This is a genomic window from Myxococcus sp. CA005 (genome assembly GCF_006518205.1).
In the GTDB taxonomy this organism is placed as follows: domain Bacteria; phylum Myxococcota; class Myxococcia; order Myxococcales; family Myxococcaceae; genus Myxococcus; species Myxococcus xanthus.
Genome location: NZ_SRLV01000055.1, coordinates 1 through 24368, shown reverse-complemented (window position 1 = coordinate 24368; position 24368 = coordinate 1). Strand labels below are relative to the sequence as shown.

Annotated in this window: 22 protein-coding genes; 11 read left to right on the top strand and 11 right to left on the bottom strand. The window is 69.0% G+C overall.

Annotated elements, in window-relative coordinates; translation table 11 throughout:
• Complete coding sequence (locus tag FMQ63_RS23280; RefSeq protein WP_011554342.1) at positions 1-2379, bottom strand: FdhF/YdeP family oxidoreductase; 2379 nt, start codon at positions 2377-2379, stop codon at positions 1-3.
• A gap of 248 nt (positions 2380-2627) precedes the next feature.
• Here FMQ63_RS23280 and FMQ63_RS23275 point away from each other — a divergent pair, with 248 nt between their 5' ends.
• The 6 genes from FMQ63_RS23275 to FMQ63_RS23250 all read left to right on the top strand — a co-directional run bounded on the left by FMQ63_RS23275 (position 2628) and on the right by FMQ63_RS23250 (position 9725).
• The gene (locus FMQ63_RS23275) at positions 2628-3842 is read left to right on the top strand and encodes a BON domain-containing protein (protein ID WP_020478662.1); all 1215 of its coding nucleotides are present in this window, start codon (positions 2628-2630) and stop codon (positions 3840-3842) included.
• Between the two features lie 108 nt (positions 3843-3950).
• Positions 3951-5606 (top strand): urocanate hydratase, encoded by a 1656-nt coding sequence (gene hutU / locus FMQ63_RS23270; protein WP_011554344.1) that lies wholly within the window; start codon positions 3951-3953, stop codon positions 5604-5606.
• Positions 5607-5608: 2 nt separating this feature from the next.
• Positions 5609-6364 (top strand): hypothetical protein, encoded by a 756-nt coding sequence (locus FMQ63_RS23265; protein WP_011554345.1) that lies wholly within the window; start codon positions 5609-5611, stop codon positions 6362-6364.
• A 3-nt stretch (positions 6365-6367) separates the two neighbouring features.
• Complete coding sequence (hutI, locus tag FMQ63_RS23260) at positions 6368-7633, top strand: imidazolonepropionase (protein ID WP_011554346.1); 1266 nt, start codon at positions 6368-6370, stop codon at positions 7631-7633.
• Between the two features lie 90 nt (positions 7634-7723).
• Positions 7724-8557, top strand: a complete 834-nt coding sequence (locus FMQ63_RS23255) for a class II glutamine amidotransferase (protein WP_011554347.1) — start codon at positions 7724-7726, stop codon at positions 8555-8557.
• Between the two features lie 37 nt (positions 8558-8594).
• Positions 8595-9725, top strand: coding sequence for a pentapeptide repeat-containing protein (locus FMQ63_RS23250; RefSeq protein ID WP_011554348.1), 1131 nt, complete (start codon positions 8595-8597; stop codon positions 9723-9725).
• A 167-nt stretch (positions 9726-9892) separates the two neighbouring features.
• Here the strand turns inward: FMQ63_RS23250 and tsaE are convergent, their stop codons facing one another.
• The 8 genes from tsaE to FMQ63_RS23210 all read right to left on the bottom strand — a co-directional run bounded on the left by tsaE (position 9893) and on the right by FMQ63_RS23210 (position 17119).
• The gene (gene tsaE / locus FMQ63_RS23245) at positions 9893-10378 is read right to left on the bottom strand and encodes a tRNA (adenosine(37)-N6)-threonylcarbamoyltransferase complex ATPase subunit type 1 TsaE (RefSeq protein WP_020478370.1); all 486 of its coding nucleotides are present in this window, start codon (positions 10376-10378) and stop codon (positions 9893-9895) included.
• Complete coding sequence (locus FMQ63_RS23240; RefSeq protein ID WP_011554350.1) at positions 10375-11910, bottom strand: bifunctional ADP-dependent NAD(P)H-hydrate dehydratase/NAD(P)H-hydrate epimerase; 1536 nt, start codon at positions 11908-11910, stop codon at positions 10375-10377. The genes tsaE and FMQ63_RS23240 overlap by 4 nt, the downstream gene beginning before the upstream one ends.
• A gap of 4 nt (positions 11911-11914) precedes the next feature.
• Positions 11915-12295 carry a holo-ACP synthase gene (gene acpS / locus FMQ63_RS23235; protein ID WP_011554351.1) on the bottom strand — a complete coding sequence of 127 codons (381 nt, stop codon included), beginning with the start codon at positions 12293-12295 and terminating at the stop codon, positions 11915-11917.
• A gap of 6 nt (positions 12296-12301) precedes the next feature.
• On the bottom strand, positions 12302-13027 hold the full coding sequence (locus FMQ63_RS23230; RefSeq protein ID WP_026113891.1) for a pyridoxine 5'-phosphate synthase: 726 nt from the start codon (positions 13025-13027) through the stop codon (positions 12302-12304).
• Positions 13028-13138: 111 nt separating this feature from the next.
• Complete coding sequence (gene glmM / locus FMQ63_RS23225) at positions 13139-14533, bottom strand: phosphoglucosamine mutase (protein ID WP_043611988.1); 1395 nt, start codon at positions 14531-14533, stop codon at positions 13139-13141.
• 261 nt (positions 14534-14794) lie between these two features.
• Positions 14795-16009 carry a dihydropteroate synthase gene (gene folP, locus FMQ63_RS23220; protein ID WP_020478368.1) on the bottom strand — a complete coding sequence of 405 codons (1215 nt, stop codon included), beginning with the start codon at positions 16007-16009 and terminating at the stop codon, positions 14795-14797.
• A gap of 85 nt (positions 16010-16094) precedes the next feature.
• Positions 16095-16499, bottom strand: a complete 405-nt coding sequence (locus FMQ63_RS23215; RefSeq protein ID WP_011554355.1) for an OsmC family protein — start codon at positions 16497-16499, stop codon at positions 16095-16097.
• A gap of 71 nt (positions 16500-16570) precedes the next feature.
• The gene (locus FMQ63_RS23210) at positions 16571-17119 is read right to left on the bottom strand and encodes a YceI family protein (protein WP_011554356.1); all 549 of its coding nucleotides are present in this window, start codon (positions 17117-17119) and stop codon (positions 16571-16573) included.
• A gap of 134 nt (positions 17120-17253) precedes the next feature.
• On the opposite strand from FMQ63_RS23210, the gene FMQ63_RS23205 reads away from it, so the two are divergent.
• The 3 genes from FMQ63_RS23205 (at position 17254) to FMQ63_RS23195 (ending at position 19917) form a co-directional block, all read left to right on the top strand.
• Entirely contained in the window at positions 17254-18135 is an 882-nt protein-coding gene (locus tag FMQ63_RS23205) for a LysR family transcriptional regulator (RefSeq protein WP_011554357.1), read from the top strand.
• Positions 18136-18263: 128 nt separating this feature from the next.
• Positions 18264-18959: a pirin family protein gene (locus FMQ63_RS23200; RefSeq protein WP_011554358.1), complete on the top strand. Its 696-nt coding sequence runs from the start codon at positions 18264-18266 to the stop codon at positions 18957-18959.
• Between the two features lie 31 nt (positions 18960-18990).
• Positions 18991-19917 (top strand): pirin family protein, encoded by a 927-nt coding sequence (locus tag FMQ63_RS23195; RefSeq protein ID WP_011554359.1) that lies wholly within the window; start codon positions 18991-18993, stop codon positions 19915-19917.
• Positions 19918-20016: 99 nt separating this feature from the next.
• Here the strand turns inward: FMQ63_RS23195 and ftsH are convergent, their stop codons facing one another.
• Positions 20017-21933, bottom strand: a complete 1917-nt coding sequence (gene ftsH, locus FMQ63_RS23190; RefSeq protein WP_011554360.1) for an ATP-dependent zinc metalloprotease FtsH — start codon at positions 21931-21933, stop codon at positions 20017-20019.
• A gap of 180 nt (positions 21934-22113) precedes the next feature.
• Positions 22114-23469: a tRNA lysidine(34) synthetase TilS gene (tilS, locus tag FMQ63_RS23185; protein WP_011554361.1), complete on the bottom strand. Its 1356-nt coding sequence runs from the start codon at positions 23467-23469 to the stop codon at positions 22114-22116.
• A 454-nt stretch (positions 23470-23923) separates the two neighbouring features.
• Here tilS and FMQ63_RS23180 point away from each other — a divergent pair, with 454 nt between their 5' ends.
• Together FMQ63_RS23180 and FMQ63_RS23175 are read left to right on the top strand one after the other, a co-directional pair.
• Positions 23924-24127, top strand: coding sequence for a TIGR04563 family protein (locus tag FMQ63_RS23180; RefSeq protein WP_002638649.1), 204 nt, complete (start codon positions 23924-23926; stop codon positions 24125-24127).
• Positions 24128-24133: 6 nt separating this feature from the next.
• Positions 24134-24368, top strand: a 235-nt coding sequence (locus FMQ63_RS23175) for a TIGR04563 family protein (protein WP_141276716.1), incomplete at its 3' end; no start/stop codon positions are given.

Below are 24368 nucleotides of genomic sequence, written 5' to 3'. Positions count from 1 at the left end.
TCATGCCACCGCGCCAGCGGGCAGGGCCCGCGCTTCTCCGGCCGGGGTGATGCTGATGACCACCGACTTCGACGTGGGCGTGCGGCTCTTCTCCGCGAAGCTGTTCACGGGGACGAGGACGTTGGCCTCGGGGAAGTAGGTGGCCGCGCACCTGCGCGGGATGTTGTACGGCACCACGCGGAAGCCACGCGCCAGCCGCGTCTCGCCTTCGAAGTGGCTCCGCAGGTCGACAAGCTGGTCAGCCGCCAGCCCCTGCGCCTTCATGTCGGCGGGATGCAGCAACACCACCCGGCGGCCATTGCGGATGCCGCGGTAGCGGTCATCCAGCCCGTACACCGTCGTGTTGAACTGGTCATGCGTGCGAATCGTCATCATCAGGAGCTGTCCCGGCTCCAGGGCAATGGGCTGTAGCGCATGCACCGTGAAGTGAGCCTTGCCACTCTTCGTGGTGAAGCGTCCCTCACGCGGACCATTCGGCAGCGCGAAGCCGCCCGGCTCCCGCACGCGGCGATTGAAGTCATCGAAGCCGGGGATGACGCGCGAAATCTGCTCACGGATGCGGTCGTAGTCCTCCACCAGCGACAGCCAGGGCACGCGAGAGCGCGCCCCCAGCACCGCCGTCGCCAGCCGGGCGACGATGACGGGTTCGCTGAGCAGGTGCTCCGACGCGGGCGCCACCGAGCCCCGCGAAGACGACACCACGCCCATGGAGTTCTCCACGGTGACGAACTGGGCCCCGCCGGCCTGCACGTCGCGCTCGGTGCGGCCCAGACACGGCAGGATGAGCGCCCGCCGTCCGTGGACCAGGTGCGAGCGGTTGAGCTTGGTGGACACGTGGACGGTGAGGCGCGTGCGGCGCAGGGCCTCGGCGGTGAACTCCGTGTCCGGCGTGGCGGAGAGGAAGTTGCCACCGAGCGCGAAGAACACCTTCACCCGGCCGTCGTGCATGGCGTGCAGCGTGTCCACCACGTCCATGCCGTGGTGCCGCGGCGGCTCGAACCCGAACTCCCGGGACAGCGCCGTCAACAGGGCCTCGGGCGGCTTCTCCCAGATGCCCATCGTGCGGTCGCCCTGCACGTTGCTGTGACCGCGCACCGGGCACAGGCCCGCGCCCGGCTTGCCGATAGCGCCGCGCAGCAGCGTCAGGTTGACGATTTCCTGAATGCACGCCACGCCGTTGCGGTGCTGCGTCAGCCCCATGGCCCAGCAGAAGATGGTGCGCTCGGAGCGCGCGAGGATTTCCGCCGCCGCGAGCACCTGCGCGCGCGGCACCCCACTCCCCTCCTCCACGTCCTCCCACTTCACCGCGCGCATGTGGGCCGCGTAGGCCTCGAAGCCGAGCGTCTTGTCGTCGATGAAGCCCTTGGCCACCACCGAGCCAGGGTTCGCGTCCTCCATCTCGAACAGCGCCTTGGCGATGCCCTGCAGCAGCGCGGCGTCGCCGTTGATGCGGACCTGAACGAACAGGGAGTTGAGCGCCGTTCCGGGCCCGATGAGGTGCAGCACGTCCTGCGGGTGCTTGAAGCGGTTGAGCCCCGTCTCCGGCAGCGGGTTGATGCTGACAATCTGGCAGCCCCGTCGCGCGGCGGCCTCGAGCGACGACAACATGCGCGGATGGTTCGTCCCCGGGTTCTGCCCGATGACGAAGATGGCATCCGCCTGGTCGAAGTCCTCCAGCGTGACAGTGCCCTTGCCGATGCCCACCGTCTCATTGAGCGCGGAGCCGCTCGACTCGTGACACATGTTCGAGCAGTCCGGCAGGTTGTTGGTGCCGAACTGCCGCACGAAGAGCTGGTAGAGGAACGCCGCCTCGTTGCTCGTACGCCCGGAGGTGTAGAAACTCGCGGCGTCTGGCGTGTCGAGCGCGTTCAGTTCCTCGGCCACCAGCGCGAAGGCTTCGTCCCAGGACAGGGGCTCGTAGTGCGTGGCGCCTTCGCGAAGCACCATCGGGTGCGTCAGCCGGCCCTGCTTGCCCAGCCAATGGTCCGTCTGGAGGGCGAGGTCCGCCACGCTCCATCGACGGAAGAACTCCGGCGTCGCCCGCGCGGACATGGCCTCTTCCGCCACCGCCTTGGCGCCGTTCTCACAGAACTCCGCCATGGAGCGGTGTCCCGGGTCGGGCCACGCGCAGCCGGGGCAGTCGAAGCCCTCCTTCTGGTTCACCTTGAGCAGCAGCTTCGTCCCGCGCACCACGTCCATTTCACCGTAGACGTGCCGCATGGCGGAGATGACGGCGGGGAGGCCGCCCGCCACCGTCGCGATGGGCCCCACGGAGGGGCCACGGGCCTCCTCGGGAGGCTGGGCGCAGGGCGTTGCCTTCGTGAGCGCGGACGACGCTCGCGCGCCAGGCCCCTGTGCGTTCCGGCTCCCGTCGTCCATGGCACTCCCTCCAGGCATCGCGCGGCTGGCTGGCTGGCCGGTCGCGACTGTGGACTCTACCGCGCTCTGGCCGCGCGGGAATGCTCATGGAACGACTGGCGCCTCCCCCGGCATACAGCGGCCACTCCGGGGCCCCCATGCCCGGCCGAGCCTCTGACGGGGCCTGCCTGCGTTGCCAGCAGCGCTCGCGGTCCAGAACGTCAGGAGACAGGCCCTGGGCGAACGCTCAACGAGAGGAGGCCATCCAGATGAACGGCAGGCGCGATGACGACCGGCGATGGGGAGACAGGGAACGGGAGCAGCGGCCCTCGAGGGGCTGGGAGGACGAACACACCCAACCGAGGGGCACCTGGGCCCGCGCCCCGGACAGGGATGAGCACGGTGACGAGCGCGGGTCCGAACGCAGGGGCGACTTCGAGCGGGACGACGCCGGCGCCGAGCAACGTCGGGGCGGTCCGCACCGGGGCCACCACCGCCGAGGCGGTTGGGCCTCCGAGGATGATGCGTTTCCACGCTCCTTCGACAGCGAGCGGCACTTCCGGGACGCCGCGAGGGACCGGGACACACGCGATTACCAACAAGACGTGGACTTCGGACGCGCCGCGCGCGCCCTGGACCAGGGCCGGGAGTATGGCCGCGACTTCAACCTGGACCGGGAGCTGGACCGCCGCGCCCGGCACTTCGACCCGGAGCACATCGCCAGACGGCCCGGCTACAGCCCCAGCGGCACGTTCCGCGAAGTCGCGGAGGACTGGCGCCTGGAGCCTCCCTACCTCGGCGTCCTGGAGGACGTGGGGACGGAGGGAGGACGCCGGGGCGGCCGTGAGATGCCAGAGCGCCGGGAACACGGCGGGAGGCGCCATGGCCACCGAGGCGCCGAAGACGTCCACGAGCGCCGCCGACGGGAAGCGGGCGGCACGGACCGGGGCCGGCCCTGGCGCGCCGCCGGCCACATGGCCGAAACGGATGTCCGCTACGGGGGCACACAGCCTGCGGGCCATGGCCCCGGTGTGGAGAACATGGCGCCACCGTGGGATGGGTACTCCACCAGTCCGTCACGGTCGGACGACCACGACCTGGGGCAAGGCGGCTTCTCGGGTGGGCGCTACCGGTCCGAAGGCCCTGTGCGGACGCCACCCCGGGGACGCGCGCCGCGAGGCTACCGGCGCTCCAGTGAGCGAATCCTGGCGGACCTCTGCGACGGGCTGATGCAGAGCTGGGTGGACGCCGAGGACGTGGACATCCGCGTGCGGGACGGCGTGGTGCTGCTGGCCGGCGTGGTGCGCAGCCAGGATGAACGGCACGCGACGGAAGCGCTCGCCCGGGACGTGCTGGGAGTGAAGGAGGTCATCAACGACATTCGCATCGACCGCGAGGACGGCGTCGTGGACCGGCCCGCGTCACGCAGCCCCGTCCAGACTCCGGGCATGGACGCCTCCGACGACGACACGCTGCATTCGTGAGGCGGCGGACGCGACGCGGCGCGACGCGGATATCGCGGTGGCCCGGAAGCACCCCGGTTCAGGTAGTGTGCCGGGCCTTTCCGTCCGCCACACGCTAGGAGTCCGTTCATGTCCCGCGTCATCCGCGCCCCCCACGGTTCCACCCTGTCCTGCAAGGGCTGGGTCCAGGAGGCCGCGCTCCGGATGTTGATGAACAACCTCGACCCGGACGTCGCCGAGCGCCCCGAGGACCTCGTCGTCTACGGCGGCACCGGCAAGGCCGCCCGCGACTGGCCCTCCTTCGACCGCATCGTGTCGAGCCTCCAGAACCTGGGCGACGATGAGACCCTGCTCGTCCAGTCCGGCAAGCCCGTGGGCATCTTCCGCACGCACCCGGACGCGCCGCGCGTGCTCATCGCCAACTCCAACCTCGTGGGCCGCTGGGCCAACTGGGAGCATTTTCACGAGCTGGAGAAGAAGGGCCTGATGATGTACGGCCAGATGACCGCGGGCTCGTGGATCTACATCGGCACGCAGGGCATCCTCCAGGGCACCTACGAGACCTTCGCCGCCGCCGGCCGCTTCCACTTCGGCACCGACGACCTGGCGGGCCGCCTCATCCTCTCCGGCGGTCTGGGTGGCATGGGTGGCGCGCAGCCGCTGGCCGCCACCATGAACAACGCGGTGTTCCTCGGCGTGGAGATCGACCCCACGCGCGCTCGCCGCCGCGTGGAGACGCGCTACCTGGACGTCGTCGCCAAGGACCTGGATGAGGCGCTGGCCCTGGTGAAGGACGCCCAGGAGAAGCGCGTGGGCCGCTCCATCGCCGTCATCGGCAACGCGGCGTCGGTGTTCCGCGAGCTGTACCGCCGTGGCATCAAGCCGGACCTCGTCACGGACCAGACGAGCGCCCATGACCCGCTCAACGGCTACATCCCCACGGACCTGTCGCTGGAGGCCGCCGCCGAGCTGCGCCAGCGGGATCCGGAGACGTACGTCCGCCGCGCGCGCGAGTCGATGATGATGCACGTGCAGGCGATGAACGACTTCCAGAAGGCCGGCAGCCACGTCTTCGACTACGGCAACAACCTGCGCGGCCAGGCGGAGCTGGGCGGCATGGAGAACGCCTTCGAGTTCCCCGGCTTCGTCCCCGCCTACATCCGTCCCCTCTTCTGCGAGGGCATGGGGCCCTTCCGCTGGGTGGCGCTCTCGGGTGACCCGGAGGACATCCGCGTCACCGACCGCGTGGTGCGCGAGCTGTTCCCCCAGAAGGCCTCGCTCCAGCGCTGGCTGAACATGGCCGAGGAGCGCGTGGCGTTCCAGGGCCTGCCCTCGCGCATCTGCTGGCTGGGGTATGGCGAGCGCGCCAAGGCGGGCCTCGCGTTCAACGAGCTGGTGCGCAAGGGCGAGGTGAAGGCGCCCATCGTCATCGGCCGGGACCACCTGGACTGCGGCTCGGTGGCATCGCCCAACCGCGAGACGGAGGCGATGAAGGACGGCACGGACGCGGTGGCGGACTGGCCCATCCTCAACGCGCTGGTGAACGCGGTGAACGGCGCGTCGTGGGTGTCCTTCCACCACGGCGGCGGCGTGGGCATGGGCTACTCGCTGCACGCCGGTCAGGTCATCGTCGCGGACGGAACGCCGGAGGCCGCGCGCCGCATCGAGCGCGTGCTCACCAGCGACCCCGGCATGGGCGTGTTGCGCCACGCGGACGCGGGCTACCCGGAGGCCATCGAGGTGGCGAAAGAGCGCGGCGTGAAGATTCCCGGCATCACCACCTGAAGATGAAGCAGGAGGCCGCAGTGAAGCGCTTGTGCGCGGCAGGGGTCGGACTGTGGGGCGCCGCCGTCGTGGGACTGACGGGGTGCGCCCCCACGGCGATGGGCCCCATGGTGATGCGGATGGGGCCCGGGGCGCCGGACCGCAACGTCATGCAGATCGGCATGCGCTCCGGCCCCCGGCTGAGCGCGCCCATCGCGGGGACGCAGGGCGGCCTCGGAACGGGAAACAGCTTTCGGGGAAACGAGTCGAGCTTCTCCACGCAGCAGTGGGGCGTGGCGTTCGACGCGGCCCTGACCGTGCCCGTGTCCGAGCGGCTGCACCTGCACACCGGGCTTCAGGGTGAGTTCCTCCTGCCCATCCCGCTGCCCGGGTACGGGCTGTACGCCGGGGCCTCGTACTACGTGGGCTCGGAGCGGCTGGGCCTGGCCCCGGCGTTGTCGCTGCGAGGCGCCAGTGATTTCGGGGTGGGCACCCCGCGCGGCGGGCCGGGCACCATCTTCGGCGCGGAGGTGTCGTGCGCGCTCACGATGCAGCCGGAGAAGAACGTGTCCATTGGCCTGGTGCCCTTCGCGTCGTGGCACACGGTGGCGTCGCACGGGCGCAACGAGCAAGCGTTGTATTACGGCGGCGTGGTGGCGGCGCGCGTCTCCTGGGGCGGAAAGAACGACTTCGAGCTGTCGGGCGGGTTCGGCCGCGCGAAGGTTGGCAAGGGTGTGAGCTGGAACGTGCCCATCATGGGCGCACGCGGAGGACGTTGAGCCATGGACGTGCTGGACCTGCTGGTGCGCAACACCTCCGAAGTGCTGACGGTGGAAGGCTCGCACCGCGAGCGCGCGGAGGACGCCCTCACCCCACGACCAGGTGCGGTTGTGGGTGTCCGTGAAGGACGCATCGCCTACGTGGGCCCCGAGGCCGGTCTCCCCACGGGCGCGGTGGGCCCTGGCACCGAGGTGGTGGACGCCCAGGGTGGCTTCGTGGGCCCCGGCTTCGTGGACCCCCACACGCACCTCGTCTTCGCCGGTGAGCGCTCCGCGGAGTTCGACCTGCGCAACCAGGGCGCCACCTACCTGGAGATTGCCAAGGCGGGCGGTGGCATCGCCAGCACGGTGCAGGCAACGCGGGCCGCGAGCGAGGAGGAGCTGGTGCGGCTCGCCCTCCCCCGCACGAAGCGCCTGTTGGAGCAGGGCGTCACAACGGCGGAGGTGAAGAGCGGCTACGGGCTCGACCTGGCGACGGAGCTGAAGATGCTGCGCGCGGTGCGGCGGCTCGGAACGCTGACGCCGCTGGAGCTGGTCCCCACACTGCTGTGCGCGCACGCCGTGCCGGAGGAGTACCGCGGCAAGCGCGAGGACTACGTGCGGCTGTGCATCGAGGAGATTCTTCCCGCCGTCGCGCGCGAGGGGCTGGCGCGCTTCTGTGACGTTTTCGTGGAAGACAGCGCCTTCACCGTGGACGAGGCGCGCCGCATCTTGAGCGCGGGCCGGGCACTGGGAATGGTGCCGCGGCTGCATGCAGACCAACTCACCGTGTGTGGTGCCTCCGAGCTCGCCGCGGAGCTGGGGGCCGCCACGGCGGACCACCTGGAGCAGGTGACGGACGCGGGACTCAAGGCGCTGGCGGACGCCAACGTCACGGCGGTGCTCGTTCCCACCTCCACGCTGTTCCTGCGCATGCGGCCCTACGCGCCTGGACGCCGCATCCGCGATGCGGGGCTCAACGTCGCTTTGGGCACCAACGTCAACCCCGGTTCCGCCATGAGTGAAAACACAGCACTGGCGCTGGGACTTGCGTGTCTGGAAAACGGGCTTACTGCGGCAGAGGCGTATTGGGGAGCCACCCGTGGCGCGGCGATGTCCTTGGGGCTGCAACAGCACGGAAGGCTGACCGTGGGTGACGCGGGCGACCTGGTGGTCTTCAGCTGTGCTTCGTACCGCCACCTGCCCTACCATCTAGGGGTAGCGCACGCGCGAGTGGTCGTGAAGGCCGGACGCATCGCTGTCCGGCAGCAGATGGAAGGCTGCGCGTGAACCGGCGTCGCAGAGACACAGCGGCTCCGAGTGGATAAAGACGGAACGACATCCGTCAGGGCCGGACGTTAAGAATATTCGTTGCTAGCCATGTGCCGACTATTTGGATTTCGTTCAGCGATTCCCGCCGCCGTACACCCCTCGCTGGTGACGGAGAAGAACTCGCTCCTCATCCAGTCGCGCGAGCACAAGGATGGATGGGGCATCGCGGCCTACGGCGCCGAGCAGGCGCCGGTGGTGGCGCACGGTGTGGGACCCGCGCACAGCGACCCGGACTTCGAGCGGGTGAGCAGCCGGGTGTCCTCCCACACGGTGGTGGCGCACATCCGCCTGGCCTCGGTGGGCGCGGTGGAGCTGCGCAACTCGCACCCCTTCCTGCATGGCCGCTGGTCGTTCGTGCATAACGGTACGCTGCGGGAGTTCGCGCAGCACCGGGCTGCCGTGGAAGCGCTCATCTGCCCGAGCCTGCGGACGAACATCAGGGGCACCACGGACAGCGAGCGGTGCTTCTACCTGTTCCTCACCCGCTTGCATGCCCGTCATCCGATTGACCGGAAGGTCCCCGTGGAGGCCGTGGCGCGCGCGCTGGCGGAGACGATGTCGTTGGTGGCCGCCATCACGGATGCCGTGGGACAGGATGGCCGCTCGGCAATGAACTTCCTCGTGTCCGACGGCGAGTTGATGGTGGCCTCGCGGCGCAACCGAACGCTGTTCGTGTCCACGGGCCCGTCGCGCGACGACGTGTCGACGCTGCCAGCGCCAGGGACGAAGCTGGAGCAGCTCGTCGTGGCCAGTGAGTCGCTGTGTGGCGGTCCGTACTGGGCACCGGTGGCCGAAGAGGACGTCATCGGCGTGGACGCGAACCTCGTGTTCCACCACTGGCGCGTGCCGGAGCTCGCGGGCCCGGACCTCTTCCCCGCGTGAAGCCGGCCACGTCACCCATCGTGGCCTGAGGCCTCGGTTGCGCGCCGAACTCATCGAACGGTGGAAGACGGCCGACGGTCAGCGGCGGCGCTCGGAGCTCCTGCAAATGGGGCTGCGGGGCAACTGGCCCGAGGCCTTGAGCGGTTTCGTGGCAACCTCCGAGCTGGGTGACAACCCACGAGACCTCCGAGGCATCGACCTGTCAGGGCAGGACCTGGCATCCGCAGACTTGGTGCGCGCGCGGCTGGACGGGGCGAGGCTCGATGGCAGCGGGCTGGAGTACGCCCAGCTCGACCTGGCAACACTCACGGGCGCATCGCTCCGGTTCGCGCGGCTGAACCACGCGAGCCTCCACGCGTGTGTCGCGCGAGGTACCCAATGGGATGACGCTCAGCTGGAAGGCACCCGGCTCACGGCGTCCAACTTGACGGGGAGTTCCTTCCGCCGAGCCCGGTTTCGAGGTGCTCAGCTCGAACAGACCATCTTGCTGAACGCGGACCTTCGCAACGCGGACCTCCGTGACGCGAGGTTGTTCCTCTGCGACCTGGAAGGCGCACTCCTCACGTGCGTCCAATGGAATCCGCCACGAACGTATCCCGTCACGAGCCAACACCTGGCCGAGATTGCTCGTCGTGCCGGCTTCCCCTCATTCATCGAGCCGTTCCTGCTACCCGGCGGCATCATGGACCTTCTCCACATGTCGAACAGGCAGGTTCTGCTCCATGTGGAGGCCGCGATAGAGGCCAGCACGGACGTCCAGTCGGAGCTGCGCGCCATTCTGCACGAGAAGAACTGGCGCATCGTGCTGATGGCGGCTGCAGGCATCGTGCTAGCGGGAGCCGACGAGGCCACGCTGGCGGCACTCTGGGCGCGGCTCGATGAATGGAGCTGGGTCCACCCTCAGCTCATGGTGGCCGCGGTGCTCCGCGATCCATCCTGCGATGACCGGGTGCGCGAGCGACTCATGCATCATGAGTTGCCGCGACGGAACAACATCCGAGAGAGCCTGGAATGGGCGGCGACCGTTGGGCGCAACGTGCCCGGCTTACGCGAGCCTCACTCCGGGCACCCCACCTGCCAGGCCCACCGCTGGCTGAGGCAACTGCAAGCCTTCGCCCCCCTAAAGGTCCAGGAACAATGGTTACGCGGAGGCAGCGCCAAAACGTGAACAGGCCACGCGGGCGGCGGGGTCCCGATTGAGATTGAGCAGCTCCTGTTCGGAAATGTCGGGACTTTTGCCGCCGCTAAAACCCCCGACATTTCCGAACAGCACGCGCCCAAACCACCCTGGGAGGCGTGACCAGGCCGGTGGCAGTCCGGCACTGCCCCTTCGGGTCAGCCCATCCACGCATCGAGCAACGCCGCGGGCCGTACACCAAACGCCTCCGCCATCAGCACGCGTGCCTCGCCGCCCGCGTGCTTCAGCGTGACGCGCAGGTAGTCGCGCGGCGCGGCCTGCGGAATCTTGTCCAACCACTCCACCAGCATCGCGCTCTCGGTGCCTTCCAGGTCCAGGAAGCCCGTGGCGTACAGGTCGTCGTAGTCCGTCAGCCGGTACAGGTCCGCGTGGTACAGCGGGATGCGTCCCGAATACGGATACACAATCGCGAACGTGGGGCTCGCCACCTCGGAGCGAGGAACGTTCGCCCCGTCCGCCACTCCGCGCACCAGGTGCGTCTTTCCCGCGCCCAGGTCGCCAATCAGCCCCACGAAGTCACCGGGCTCCAGCAACTCCCCCAGGCGCACCCCCAGCCGGTGTGTCTCTTCGGGAGACTCCAGCCGTACCGTCCGCACACGCGCAGCCGACGCTTCCGTGCTCATCGTTCCCACCGCAGCCACACCTCGCACAGCCCCTGCTCCACGATGTCCCCTGCAACCAATCCCAGTTGCCCGCGCTTCGCCGCCGCCAGGTCCCCAGCGAGCCCGTGCGCGTACACCGCCGTCCAGACGGCCGAGGGAACCGGAAGCGACTGAGCCAGGAACGCGCCACAAATCCCGGACAGGACATCCCCCGAGCCCCCCGTCGCCATGCCCGGGTTGCCCGTGGTGTTGAGGTACACGCGCCCGTCCGCGTCACTCGTCAGCGTCCGGTCTCCCTTCAGCACGAGCGTCACCTTCAAACCCACGGAGAACTGCCGCGCCACGTCCAGCCGGTGTGCTTGGACTTCCTTCGTGGACTTGCCCGTCAGCCGGGCCATCTCTCCCGGGTGCGGCGTCATCACCACCGGCCCCTTCGCCCGGCGCAGCACCGACAAGTCCGTGGCCACCGCATTGAGCGCGTCCGCGTCCAGCACCGCGGGCGCCTCCACGCGCGACAACAGCTCGCCAATCAGCGCCCCCGTCTCCGGGCCCCGAGGAATCCCCGGCCCGATGACGAGCGCATCCTTCCCTTCCGCCGCCGCCACCAGCGCGTCCAGGTCACCCATGCCCAACGGCCCGGAAGCCTCCAGCGGGATGCCCATGATTTCCGCTGAATGCGCCTGGATGGTGTCCAGCGCATCCGCGCGAGCGGCCACTGTCACGAGCCCCGCCCCAGAGCGCAGCGCCGCCTTCGCCACCAGCGCCGCGGCCCCCGTCTTTCCCCGGCTGCCCGCCACCACCAGCACGTGGCCAAAGGTCCCCTTATGAGAGTCCGCCTTCCGCACTGGCAATGTGCGGCGCGCGTCCGACTCCTCCACCACGAAGAACTCGGGACCGGAGACCTCCTTCGAGGACTCGCCCCCCATGCCGATGTCCACCCGGTGCACGCGGCCACACAGCGAGGCCCCCGGCTCCAGCACCTGCCCCGGCTTGAGGAAGCCGAACGCCACGGTGGCATCCGCCTCCACACACGGCGAGAACGGCGCTCCCGTGTCGCTCTGAAGCCCGGACGGCACATCCGCCGCCACGACCTTGGCCCCTGCTGCCCGCCAGCCGCGAATCGCCGACACGGCGTCCGCGAAGGCCCCCGCGGGCGCACGACTCAAGCCCGTGCCAAAGAGCGCGTCCACCACCACGTCACCGCGCCTGGCCGGCTCCACGGCCTCCAGCGTGCGCGGCGTCACACCGAAGCCCTTCACCGCCTCCACGTTCCGGCGCGCCTCGGGCGTCAGCTTCGCGGCGTCGCCCACCATCACCACCGACACGCAGGCGCCGCCCTCCCGGAGGAAGCGCGCGGCCACCAGCCCGTCCCCTCCATTGTTGCCCGGTCCACACACCACCACGAAGCGCCCACCCGAGCCGATGAGCCCCCGAGCCACCTCCGCGAGCCCCCGCCCGGCATTCTCCATCAGCAACGCGGAGGGCATGCCGTGGCGGGCTTCGGCGGCCTGCTCGGCCTGACGCATCTGGGCGGCGGTGAGGACGCGCAACATGGCTTCAATCCCCCTTCGATTGGAGCACCACCGTGGCGGCGGCGACGTCCGCATCGTGGGTCAGCGCGAGGAAGGCCTCCAGCCCTCGCGCCTCCATGACCTCCAGGGCCACGCCGGACAGTGCGAAATAAGGCGCTCCGCCCTGCCGCCGGACCTCCATGTCCTTCCAGCGGATGCCCGGCGGGGCGCCCAGCGCCTTCACCAGGGCCTCCTTGGCGGCGAAGCGCGCGGCATAGGCACTGGCCGCGTCACTGCGCCGGCCGCAGAGGGCCCGCTCCGCCTCGGTGTAGACGCGGTTCAGAAAGGGCTCCGCGCGAGGCCCGTCCAGGATGCGCTGGATGCGGGAGATGGAGCAGATGTCCAGGCCCAGGCCGCGGATTCCCATGGCGCCCTACCCCGGGTTGCGCATGATTTCGAGCATCTCACGCACCGCCCGCTCGAAGCCCACCAGCACCGCGCGACCGACGATGGCGTGCCCGATGTTCAGCTCGTCGATCTCGGAGATGCGGGCAATGGGGTGCACGTTGTCGTAGTTGAGCCCATGGCCCGCGGCCACGCCCAGGCCCAGCTTGGTGCCCGCCTTGGCCGCGTCGATGATGCGCGCCAGCTCCCGGGCCCGCTCCTTCTCGTTGCGCGCCTCGCAGTAGCGGCCCGTGTGCAGCTCGATGCGGTCCGCGTTCACCTTGTGCGCCGCCCGCACCTGGTCCAGGTCCGGGTCGATGAAGAGCGAGACGGCAATCTCGCCGTCCTTCAGGTTCTTGATGATCTTCGCGATGTGCTCGCGCTGGTTGGCGACCTCCAGGCCGCCCTCCGTGGTGAGCTCCTCGCGGCGCTCGGGCACCAGCGTCACCACGTCCGGCTTGTGCTCGTAGGCGAGCTTCACCATCTCCGCGGTGGCGGCCATCTCCAGGTTCAGGAGCGTCTGCACCGTCTCACGGAGGATGCGCAAATCCCGGTCCTGGATGTGACGCCGGTCCTCGCGCAGGTGGATGGTGATTTGCTGCGCGCCGGCAAGCTCCGCAAGCGCCGCGGCCGTCACCGGATCCGGATACGTGGTGCGCCTCGCCTGACGCAGCGTCGCCACATGGTCCACGTTGACACCCAGTCGCTGTCCCATCGACCGCACCTCGCTCATGCGCGGCCATGGGATTGTCGAAAGGCCCCGGTGCGCGCCGGCCCTTCTTCATGCTGGCTGCGTCCGGAAGTCAACCACCGTTCGCAGCGGCCCTCAGACGCTGAGGGCCTTGGACAGCGCGTCCGCGATTTCCTTCGCGTAGGCCTGGTTGCGGGCGGCGTCCTCGCCCTCGATGAGGACGCGGGCCTTGGGCTCGGTGCCAGAGAAGCGCACCAGCACCCGGCCGGTGTTGCCCAGCCGCTGCTCCACGCTCTTGATGACCTTCATCACCGTCGGGAGCTCGCCCAGCTCCTTCTTCTGCTTCACGACGACGTTGACCAGCGTCTGGGGCACGGGCTCGAAGATGGAGGCCAGCTCGCTCAGGGGCTTGCCCGCCCGGCACATCACCGCCAGCAACTGGAGCGCCGCCAGGGTTCCGTCACCCGTGGTGGTGTGATCCAGGAAGATGAGGTGGCCGCTCTGCTCGCCGCCCAGGTTGTAGCCATTGCGGCGCATCTCATCGACGACGTAGCGGTCACCCACGCGCGTGCGAGCCACCTTCACGCCCCAGCGCGCCACCGCGCGCTCCAGGCCGATGTTGCTCATCACCGTGGAGACCAACATCTTCTTCTTCAGTTGCTTGCGGGCCACCAGCTCGCCCGTGCAGATGGCCATGATGGCGTCGCCGTCGACGACCTTGCCCTTCTCGTCCACGACGATGAGGCGGTCGGCGTCACCGTCCAGGGCGATGCCCAGGTGCGCGCCGTGCTTCACCACCGTCTTGGCCAGGTTCTCCGGATAGAGGGCGCCACACTTGTGGTTGATGTTCTTGCCGTCCGGCGAAACGCCGAGCGCAATCACCTTGGCGCCCAGCTCCTCCAGCACGGCGGGCGCCGTCTTGTAGGCCGCGCCGTTGGCGCAGTCGACGACGATGGTCATCCCCTCCAGCGTCAGCTCGCGCGGGAAGGTGGCCTTCAGGAAGACGATGTAGCGGCCCCGCGCGTCCTCCATGCGGAAGGCCCGGCCAATCTTCGTGGCCGTGGGCCGGATGGAGTCGATGGAGCCGCTGGACACCAGCTCCTCAATCTTGCCTTCCGTCTCGTCCGGCAGCTTGAAACCGTCGCGCCAGAAGAACTTGATGCCGTTGTCCTCGTAGGGGTTGTGGGACGCGGAGATGACGGCGCCCGCGTCCGCCCGCATGGAGGTGGTGATGTTGGAGATGCCCGGGGTCGGCAGCGGCCCGACGAGCTCCACGTCCACGCCCATGGAGGTGAGGCCGGAGGCCAGCGCCTGCTCCAACATGTAGCCGGACAGCCGCGTGTCCTTGCCAACGATGACGCGGTGGCGGTGCGGGCCGTTGCGGATGAGGAACGCGAGCGCCCGCCCGAGCTGCATCGCGACCTCGGCAGTCATGGGATAGACGTTCGCCTTCCCGCGAACACCATCCGTGCCGAACAGCTTCTGCGAAGCCTGCGCCTCCTTCGGAGGCATGTTCATCCTGTACGCCATGTGTGCCGCTCCGCCTTTCCCACGCCGGGCCTGCGCCGGCCTCTCGACGTCGGGGCTTATACCCCGCCCACCACGCGGGCTCGAAGTTAGGAACCCACTGCTCCCTGGGCAACCACCCAGGCATGCGGGCCGACGCAGACTAAAAGAGGTTGCGAAATCAGTACCAACCGAATCGCCGCCGTCCATACACGGCGGCTCGGGGGGCGGCCAGCGGAAGGTGAAGGTACCGGCCACAGCTTGGGGGCTGTAGGCCACACCTTGTTACCGGGCGTAGAACGTTCCTCCGTCTTCGCACCGCCGGATGGCGTCCGCGACGGCCAGCGCGTCCCGGGCCTCGGTCACGTCATGGACGCGGGCCACGTCGGCCCCGCCCAGCGCCGCCATGGAGGCCACCGAGCCCAACGTCGCCGCCAGCCGTTCGGAGGCAGGCTTGCCGCCCGCCAACCGGCCGAGGAAGCCCTTGCGGCTCGTACCCACCAGCAACGGTAGCCCCAGCACGCGCAGCTCCGGGAGGCGGCGCAGCAGGAAGAGGTTGTGCTCGAAGGTCTTCCCGAAGCCGATGCCCGGGTCCAGGAGGATGCGCCCCCGGGGGATGCCCGCCGACTCGGCCCGGAGGATAGCGGCCTCCAGGAAAGCCAGCACGTCCTCGACGACGTCGTCGTAGCGCGGCGCCTGCTGCATCGTGGCCGGGGTGCCCTGGATGTGCATCAGGCAGCAGGCGGCGCCGGCCTCGGCCACCACGCGGGACAGGCCGGCATCAGAGCTGAAGCCGGTGATGTCATTGATGAGGTGCGCACCGGCCTTCAACGCCTCGCGCGCCACCGCGGCCTTGGTGGTGTCCACGGAAAGAGGCACATCGGTCCGGGCCCGGAGGCCCTCGATGACGGGAATCACCCGCGCCAGCTCCTCGTCGGCACTGACCGGCAGAGAGCCGGGCCGGGTGGACTCGCCGCCCACGTCGAGCAGGTCCGCCCCCGATTCGGCCAAGGCCAACCCGTGGGCGATGGCGGCGTCCGTCCCGGCATGGCGCCCGCCATCCGAGAAGCTGTCCGGCGTCACGTTCACCACGCCCATGACGTAGGTGCGGGAGCCCCACTCGAAGCGCCGGGCGCCCAGCGTCAACGCCGCCGGCGCCACGCCCGCGGCCAGCGCGGACGCCACCGCCGATGCCAACGCGGACAAGCCCCGGGCGTCGGTGCGAGCAGCCGTCACCAGCCGCTGGAACTGCGCTGCGCGCCCCGTCAGCAGCCCCGTCCCCGAACGGGAATGGACGTCCCCGGGAAGCCACTCGGGGAACGCCTCAGACAGCGTCTGGAGGAAGGCCTCGTCCTGGGGACTCAACCCGGTGAGGAGGAGCCGAGTGAATGGCAGCGTCTCCAGCAGGGCCCGTTGCGTGGACTCCGTCAGCCCCATCCGCCGGAAGGCCAGGATGAGGTCTTCCGGGTGCTCTGAAGTCAGGGGACGAGCGCGAATCATCGGGAGGCTCCAGGGAGGGGGCCGCGTACCGCCACCAGGACGGGACGCGCTTCCCTACCCTACCGCTCCCGAGTGCGCCGGGGGCTCAGGCTTCGAGCGGCTCGGTCACGATGTCCACCGTGGACGTCGTCATCAGCTTGTGGATGGGGCACTGCGCGACGGCGTTGTACAGCCGCTGCTTGTCCGCCGGCGACAGCGCCCCGTGGAACGCCAGCTTCACCTTCAGCGTGTAGGTGCCCTGCCGCTCCCGCGAATCATCCCGTTCGACGTGCGTCTCCACACGCTCCAGGGCCAGGCCGTGACGCTTCGCGTACCACGTGGCCGTCAGGGCCTTGCATGCCGCCAGCGCGGCGTCGAAGTAGTCGTGTGGACCGGGCGCGGAGTCCTCTCCACCCAACGCGGGGGCCACGTCCGCATGCAGGGTATGGGTGCCGGTCTTCAGGACCTGGCGAAACGCTCCGGGCTTCTCGGTCTGGCTGTGGGTCGTCATGGGGGCTCCGGGAGAAGAAGGTGGACCGGAGGCCCGGTGAAGGCGCCTCCGGAGCGGTCCGCGGGGGTGGCTCAGGCCGCCTGCTCGGCCTGCGCCTTCACCGCCTGGACCTCGATGGCGATTTCAATCTTCTCACCGACGAGCACGCCGCCGGCCTCCAGCGCCTGGTTCCACGTCAGGCCGAAGTCGCGGCGGTCCACCGACGTCTTCGCCTCGAACGCGGTCTTGACGTTGCCCCACGGGTCCTTGGCCCCGCCGAGCTGCTCGGCGTCCAGCACCACCTCGCGGGTGATGTCGCGGATGGTCAGGTTGCCCGTCACCTTCAGCCCGTTGCCGGACGCCTTCTCCACCTTCGTGCTCTTGAACGTGATGCTGGGGAACTTCTCCACGTCGAAGAAGTCCGGCGAGCGCAGGTGGGTGTCACGCTGCTCGACACCGGAGTCGATGCTGGCCGTCTCGATGGTGACGGCGACGGAGGACTTCGTGATGTCCTGCTCGTCCAGCGAAATGGCGCCGCTGTACTTGCGGAAGCTGCCGCGAACCTTCGCGATGACCATGTGGCGGACGGAGAAGTGGATGGCGGAGTGGGTGGTGTCGATGTTCCAGGTCGTGGTGGCCATGAGGTGCCTTCCTTTTTGTGTGAAGCGGTGTGTTCGACGAGGAGGAAGGTAGCGGTGTCCCCCGGGCTTGATTAGATGGGCCAGACTGGAAGAACTGTTCCACCCACGGAACAACGCTCCGGGAAGGACGGGAGATGGACCTCAACGAGCTGCTCGTCTTCGCACGCGTCGTACAGGCAGGCAGCTTCACCGCCGCGGCGCGTGGGCTGCGGATGCCCAAGTCCACGGTGAGCCGGAAGGTGTCGGAGCTGGAGACGCGGGTCGGCGCGCAGTTGCTCCAGCGCACCACGCGCAAGCTGCGCCTCACCGACGTGGGCCGGACGTACTACGAGCACTGCGCGCGCATCGTCGCGGAGGCGGAGCAGGCCGAACTGGCCGTGACGCGGATGCAGGCCGCCCCCCATGGCCTGCTGCGTGTGACGACGCCGCTGACGTTCAGCTTCATCGGGCCACTGGTGTCCACCTTCATCAAGCAGTACCCCGAGGTCCAGCTCGAGATGGTGTGTACCGACCGCAACGTGGACCTGGTGGCGGAAGGCTTCGACTTGGCGATTCGCGCCGGGCGGCTGGCGGACTCGTCACTCATGGCGCGGCGGCTGGGCATCGTGGAGCGCGTCGTCATCGCCGCGCCCAGCTATCTCAAGGCGCGCGGGACGCCCAAGGCTCCGAAGGATTTGGAGAAGCATGACTGCCTCCTCTTCGGCGCGGGCCTGGAGAACAACGTCTGGACGCTCCACTCCGGCAACCGCTCGGTGGACATCAAGGTGCCCGCCCGAATCGTCGTGAATGAGCCGGACATGCTCTACGCGGTGGCGCGGGCGGGCTCCGGCATCGCCCTGCTCCCCAACCTCCACTTCACCTCGGAGCTGGCCGCCGGGCGCTTGCAGCGCATCCTGCCGGACTGGAGCTCCACGGGCGCGCCCGTCCACGCCGTCTACCCAAGCACGCGGCACCACTCCCCCAAGGTGATGGCCTTCGTGGAGTGCCTGCGCGAGCACTGGCCCATCCCCGGCTGAACGGGACATCGTTCCATCAACGGAACGATGCTTCCCATTGTCCACGCCTAGTCCCGAAAGGCCCTCGCGCACATCATGACTCTCGAAACAGCGGCCGCCATCCAGGTTCTGCCGCGGAAAGGAACGCCATGATTGCCATTCGCCCCTCGGAAGCCCGCGGTCACGCCAACCACGGTTGGCTGGACTCCCACCACACCTTCTCCTTCGCCGGTTACTACGACCCGGACTTCATGGGCTTCCGAGCCCTGCGCGTCATCAACGAGGACCGCGTCGCGCCCCATGAGGGCTTCGGTACGCACCCTCACCGGGACATGGAAATCATCACCTACCCGCTGAGCGGCGCCATTGCCCACCGCGACAGCACGGGCGGCGAGGGCCTGCTGCGCGCCGGTGAAATCCAGCGGATGACGGCCGGCACCGGTGTGCTGCACAGCGAGATGAACGGCGCGGATGAGAACCTCCACTTCCTGCAGATCTGGATCATCCCGGACCGCAAGGGCCTGACGCCTGGCTACGAGCAGAAGGCCTTCCCGGAGGCCGAGCGCCAGGGCCGCTGGCGGGTGGTGGCCAGCCCGGACGCCCGCGACGGCAGCCTCACGGTGCACCAGGACGTGGTGCTTCACGCGACGCTGCTGGGCACGGGCGAGCAGGCGACGTACACGCTCGCTCCGGGCCGCCACGCCTGGCTGCAGTTGGCGCGGGGCAAGGCCACGCTCAACGGCGTTGAGTTGAAGGCGGGGGACGGCGCCGCGGTGGCGGACGAGTCGCAGCTCGTCCTCTCCGCCACGGAGCCGGTGGAAGCGCTGCTGTTCGACCTGGCCTGAGGCCACATCGCTGAATGAAAGAGAGCACGACATGAGCCGGGACGACTTGAACGCGGAGCAGCTTCCTCCTTCGATGGAGACACTCATCGTCGCACCCTCACGCGACCTGGGCGACGGGTTCGAGGTGCGGCGCGCGCTGCCCTCGGCCCGCCGCCGGATGGTGGGACCCTTCATCTTTCTGGACCAGATGGGCCCCGCCGGCTTCCAACCCGGCCACGGCCTGGATGTGCGGCCCCATCCGCACATCGGGCTGGCCACCGTCACCTACCTCTTCGACGGAGAAGTCATGCACCGGGACAGCCTGGGCACCGTGCAGCCCATCCGCCCCGGCGCGGTGAACTGGATGACGGCGGGCAACGGCATCGTCCACTCGGAGCGCACCGGCCCCGGCCCACGCGCCGCGGGCAGCAAGCTCTTTGGCATGCAGGCGTGGGTGGCGCTGCCCAAGCGCCACGAGGAGACGGCCCCAGCGTTCGTCCACCACCCCGAGGACCAGATGCCCTGCCACGAGGGCGAGGGCGCGCGGATGCGCGTCATCACCGGCACCGTGCACGGTCAGCGCTCGCCGGTGCAGACGCTGTCGGACATGTTCTACGCGGACGTGGCGCTGGAGGCCGGCGCGCGCTTCGTGGTTCCGGCCGAGCACGAGGAGCGGGCGATGTACCTCGTCCAGGGCACCGTGGAGGTGGACGGCATGGCCTTCGAGCCGGGAGAGCTGCTCGTCTTCCGGCCCGGCGGCGCCGTCACCCTCCACGCCACCGCGGCGGCGCGGCTGCTGGTGCTCGGCGGGGAGCCCATGGACGGGCCGCGCTACATCTTCTGGAACTTCGTCTCCAGTTCGAAGGAGCGGCTGGAGCAGGCGAAGGAGGACTGGAAGGCCGGCCGCTTCGCCGCCGTCCCGGATGAGACGGAGTTCATCCCCCTGCCCGAGGCCCCCCTCCCAGTGCGCTACCCGTAGGCGCGCGGACTCCCAGGAGCCCGCAAAGCAGAAGGCCCTTCCCACGCTGCTGGGAAGGGCCTTCTTCATTTCAGCTCAATCGCTGGAAGGGCGTGAAGCTCAGGCCTTCTTCGGCTCCATCGCCGGCAGGCCCTCGAGCGCGTCGAGAATCTTCCGCTTGTCCTTCTTCTCCGTCGCCTTCGGGGGCGCATTCACGCGCGGGGGCGGACGCTCACGGGTCAGCTGCCCACCCTGGAGGAGGATGTTGACGTCCTCGGCGTCCAGCGTCTCGTACTCCACCAGCGCGTCGGACACGCGGCGCAGAGCCTCGATGTTCTCCGTCAGCAGGTTCTTGCCGCGCTCGTAGCAGCCCACGACGATGTTGCGGACCTCGGCGTCAATCTGCCGGGCGGTGTCCTCGGAGTAGTCCTTGGACGAGTTGAAGTCGCGGCCCAGGAACACCTCACCGTCGCTCTTGCCGAACGCCAGGGGGCCCATCTTCTCGCTCATGCCCCAGCGGCACACCATGGCGCGGGCCGTCTCGGTGGCACGCTCGATGTCGTTGGCGGCGCCGCTGCTCATCTCGTTGAACATGAGCTCTTCGGCGATGCGGCCGCCCATGGCCATGGAGATCTGGTCCAGCATCTGCTTCTTGTAGCCGTTGACCTTGTCCTCGGTGGGCAGGCTCCAGGTGACGCCCAGGGCCTGGCCGCGCGGGATGATGGTGACCTTGTGGAGAGGGTCGCAGCCCGGGAGGAGCTTGGCCAGCAGCGCGTGGCCCGCCTCGTGGACGGCGGTGTTCTTCTTCTCCTTCTCGGTCATGATCATGGAGCGCCGCTCGGGGCCCATGAAGACCTTGTCCTTGGCGGCCTCGAAGTCGCTCAGGTCCACGCGCTCCTTGTTCTGCCGCGCGGCCATCAGCGCCGACTCGTTGACGAGGTTCTCCAGGTCCGCGCCCGTCATGCCCGGCGTACCGCGAGCGATGACCTCCAGGTCCACTTCCGGCGCCAGCGGCACGCGGCGGGTGTGCACCTTCAGCACGCCCAGGCGGCCCTTCACGTCGGGACGCGGCACCACGATGCGCCGGTCGAAGCGGCCGGGACGCTGGAGCGCCGGATCCAACACGTCCGGACGGTTGGTGGCGGCAATCAGGATGACGCCGTCGTTGGACTCGAAGCCGTCCATCTCCACGAGGAGCTGGTTGAGCGTCTGCTCGCGCTCGTCGTGTCCGCCGCCCAGGCCCGCGCCACGGTGACGGCCCACGGCGTCGATTTCGTCGATGAAGATGATACAGGGGGCGTTCTTCTTGCCCTGCTCGAAGAGGTCACGGACGCGGCTGGCGCCGACGCCCACGAACATCTCCACGAAGTCCGAGCCGGAGATGGAGAAGAACGGCACGCCGGCCTCGCCGGCCACCGCGCGGGCGAGCAGCGTCTTGCCCGTTCCCGGCGAGCCCATCATCAGCACGCCCTTGGGAATGCGGCCGCCCAGCTTGGTGAACTTCTTCGGGTCCTTGAGGAAGGCGACAATCTCCTCGAGCTCTTCCTTGCACTCGTCCGCGCCGGCCACGTCCGCGAAGGTGACCTTGTTGTGGCTCTCGCTGAGGAGCTTGGCCTTCGACTTCCCGAAGGTCATGGCCTTGCCGCTGCCACCCTGGAGCTGGCGCATGAAGAAGATGAAGAACAGGAACAGGAAGACGACCGGCATCCACTGACCGAGGATGGTCAGCCAGAGGCTGTTCTGCTCCTCCCGCTCGTACTTCACGTCCACGCCGTTGCTGCGGAGCTGGTTCAGCATGGCCGCATCCGGCGCCGGCCCCGTCGTGCGGAACTTCTCCGACGTGTCGGTGAACTTGCCGGAATAGGTGTTGCCCTTGACGGCAACCTCCTGGACCTTCTTCTCCTCCACCTTCGTCAGCAACTGGGTGAAGGACGGTTCCTGGACCTGGTCGTTGCCCTGGGAGAAGAAATTGTAGAAGGCGACGAAGAGGACGATCAGGATGACCCAGAGCCCGATGGTCTTGTAAGTCGAACGCACGTGTCAGCTGCCCTTTCGGAACTCGCCGGGATGAGGGCCGCGCTGGGAAGAACCCCAGCTTTTTCCATCACTTGGCCGACACCAGGCGAGCTACCCAGCGACGGACCGTATCAGCAACAGCAAAAAGCCCTCAACTATTTAGGGGGCCGCGCCCATCCCCCGAACTGCGACTCTGCCACTCTATAACGCCGCGGTCCGCTGAATGCTCGAACCGGGAGGGACCGCCCAGAGGTACTCCCTGGCGGCCGCACGCGGAGCCACCGGAGACCAGAGGCCGGGGAGCCACAACACCTGCCCCTCGGCATCCGCCACCACCGGCCGCGTGGCCCGTGCTTCCGCGGGCACTCGAAGATCAACCAACACATCTTGAAGCTTGCGTTGTCCCCCAGCAGTGCACACCCGATCGCCGGGGCGGCGTGTCCGCACGGTCAGCGGCCAGCGCGTCCCGTCCCCGAGCGCCAGCCCGAGCACGCCCGCTGGTGGAGGTGCGAACTCGACGGAAAAATTCCAGCCCGTCCCCGCGAGCGCGCCCCGCGAACCCGCGTGCTCCAGCCGGAGTTCCGCCGGTGGGGTGGACGGCACCTGCCGCACGCAGCGCACCCGTCCGCTGGTCGCGCGCAGCACGTAGCCCCGCCCCAGCGTGGCCGTGCCGCCCTGGGCCACCGCGCGCTGCACGCGGGCCAGCGTGGCCTCATCCACCGCGGCCTCCGTGCCGGCCACCAGCCGGGCGAGCACCCGCCGGCGCAGCGCGGGCTCCAGCGCGCGCACGCCCACCGCATCCAGGGCGCCATCCTCCAGGCGCAGCCGGTCGAAGGCCGCGTCCGCCATGGACGCCAGCAGCGACTCGTCCTCCGCGACCACCCGCGCGAAGGCGGCCAGGTGCCCCTCCACCGCGAAGCCAGCGGCGCGCGACAGGGCGGGTAGCACTCCAAGGCGAACGCGCGTCCGGAAGTGGACAGGGTCGGTGTTCATCGGGTCTGTCACATAGGCGACACCCTGCTCCGCCAGGAAGGCCACCACCTCCTCCCGCGTGCACGACAGCAGGGGGCGCACCAGTCCGGGGCGCGCTTCGTGGATGCCCACCGCGCCGCGCAGGGCGGTGCCTCGTGCCAGGCGCATGAGCAGCGTCTCCGCCTGGTCCGTGGCGGTGTGCGCGGTGGCCACCACGTCCAGGCCCCGCTCGAGGCGGAGTGCCTCCAGCGCCGCGTAGCGAGCCTCCCTCGCGCGCGCCTCGATGCCGACCCCTGGATGCAGCCGCAGCGCCTGGACGTGGCAGGGCAGCCCCCGCGCGGCCGCCAGGACCGACACCTGGCGGGCCTCCTCCGCCGCTTCGGGACGCAGGCCATGGTCCAGCGAGGCCACCTCCACGCGAAGCCGGAGTCGCTCGGCGACGAGCACGGTTCCCATCAGGAGGGCCGTGGAGTCCGCGCCGCCGGAAACGGCGAGCAGCACCGAACCTCCCTCGAGTCCCAGCCGGGTGTACGCCTCTTGAAGCGTCGTCGTCAGCAGCTGCGTGGCGGAATCGTGACGGGGCATCGGACCGCGGTGGAATGGAGTGTCGGGTGAGCGGGTTACAGAGGCACGTGCGGTTGAAGGCAGGGGGGCTGATTCTTATGATCGCCACAACATCGAATCAGCGTTGATGCGGTAGCGGAAATACACGCGGCCGCGAACGCTGTTCTTGAGACGGTCGAATTTTGAGCTGTTGGACCTAGGGGTCCCCCCCCTCCCCCTCTGGGTCCACGGGCCCGCCTGGAGATTTCTCTAGGCGGTCCCTCTTTCCGAAGCGCCCCGGACTTCCTCGTGGAGTCCGGGGCGTTTCCTTTTTCGCGCATGGTTGCACAGCTTACGTGCAACTGGACGAGCACGGGGACGGACCGTGCGACCTCGGAATGAGTCCTTGGAAACCGTTGACCCACTTGGGAGTCTGTCGGATAACGGCCCAGGTGTGTTCAGGTCGTCACCCCGAATCCGCCCCGGAGACCCAAGTATGGCAGGCACCGACAAGCGCAAGCAGTCGCTGTACTTCCCCGAGGAGATGCTGAAGGAGATCCAGGAAGAGGCGACCCGCCAGGACCGCTCCCTTTCCTGGGTCGTGCAGCAGGCGTGGAAGATCGCCCGCGAGCGCATCAAGTCGTTCCCCGCCGTGAATGATGTGACTGGCGACGAGCGCCAGGACCCTCGGGAGGAGTAACGACGGATGGCTACGACGGACCATCGTAAACAGAGTCTCTATTTCCCCGAGGACATGCTGGAGGAGATCCAGCGTGAGGCGACGAGGCAGGACCGCTCGCTGTCCTGGATTGTCCAGCAAGCGTGGAAGGTGGCGCGCGGGGACATCCGGAAGATGCCGTCGGTCAACGACGTGCTCAGCCCGCCTCCTCGTCCCGCGGCCCCCGCGCGCCACCTTCCACGCTTGCTGGACAATCCAGGAC